Source organism: Wolbachia endosymbiont of Cylisticus convexus, from assembly GCF_003344345.1.
On sequence record NZ_QPIP01000176.1, the window covers coordinates 1 to 1141 of the forward strand.

At 35.8% G+C, this 1141-nt stretch carries 3 pseudogenes; all 3 read left to right on the plus strand.

From position 1 onward, the window contains the following. Nucleotides 1-507 (plus strand): annotated as a pseudogene (locus tag Wcon_RS13140) (ankyrin repeat domain-containing protein); the annotation flags it as partial. A 24-nt stretch (nt 508-531) separates the two neighbouring features. Further along, nucleotides 532-813, plus strand: a pseudogene (locus tag Wcon_RS13145) (ankyrin repeat domain-containing protein); the annotation flags it as partial. Nucleotides 814-932: 119 nt separating this feature from the next. Then, a pseudogene (locus Wcon_RS13150) lies at nt 933-1141 on the plus strand (IS256 family transposase); the annotation flags it as partial.

The window sequence follows — 1141 nt, forward strand, 5'->3', positions numbered from 1 at the left end:
GTGCAGTATTCGCAAAAAGTTTAGAAAATGTAAAAGTGCTGCTAAGATCTGGAGCAGAAGTAAATGCCACTCAATATGTCAGCGGATGTACACCACTGCACTCTGCGTGCAAAATAGGAGGAGCAGGAGTTGAAATAATAAAAGAGCTAGTAAAAGCAGGGGCTGAGGTTAATCAACTGAATAACAACACCAATGTATTACATATGGGAAAGTGAAAAGTATTGTTTATGGAATAGTGGAGAGAATGAAAAAGCAAGTAAATTTCTGAGAGAAAAAGGAGGAGTAACAAAAAGTAGAAAACTGACGTGCTATGGAATAGAAGGGCTAGTGGGAGAAATAGCAGACATGTTGGATGGGAGCTATATGCCGGAGTTAAAAATAATAGAGATAGGAGAAATAAGGAAGAGAGACAAATCAGTAATAAAGGAAGAATGTAAAAATTTAGCAAGCAAGATAATGAGCAAAGTGAACGAAATGATAGATGAGGTGGTGAGAAAGAAGGCTTAGGTTTAAAGAAAGGTGGGGTAGATTATGAGTAAAAAAGGAAAAGAGGCATTTAATAAGTCAGCAAAAGAATTATTAGAGAACTCATATAAAAATATTTATGCAAGAGACGAGAAGGAAAGAACAGCTCTGCATTATGCAATAGACGCAAAAACAGTGAGGTTACTAGTCGAAAAAGGAGTAGATGTGAATGCAGCAGATGTGGAAGGATATACAGCACTACACCTAGCGATAACGGAGAAACGTCTAGAAACGGTTAGAGAATTGATAAAATCAGGAGCGAATACAAATGCGGAAGAGTTCTCTAATTGCATAAAAGTCAACAATAATTTTTTGTATCATGAAAAATATTTTTTGAGGGAACGTTCAAAAAAGTGTGTCAAACCAAAAAAAAAGTAATAAATTGATATAAAAAATGGAGGTTTGACATGAGTCAAAAAATAGCAAACAGAACTACAGGTTTGGTGGACTATAAAGAACTAGAAACAAATATTTTATCATCTATCAGAGAAGGTAAGCCGCTAACAGGAAGAGATGGAGCATTAACACCATTTATAAAAAGGCTGCTAGAGGCAAGTCTGGAAGGTGAAATAGAAAGCCACTTGTCTGTTGAAAGCGAGGAAAATAACCGAAGAAA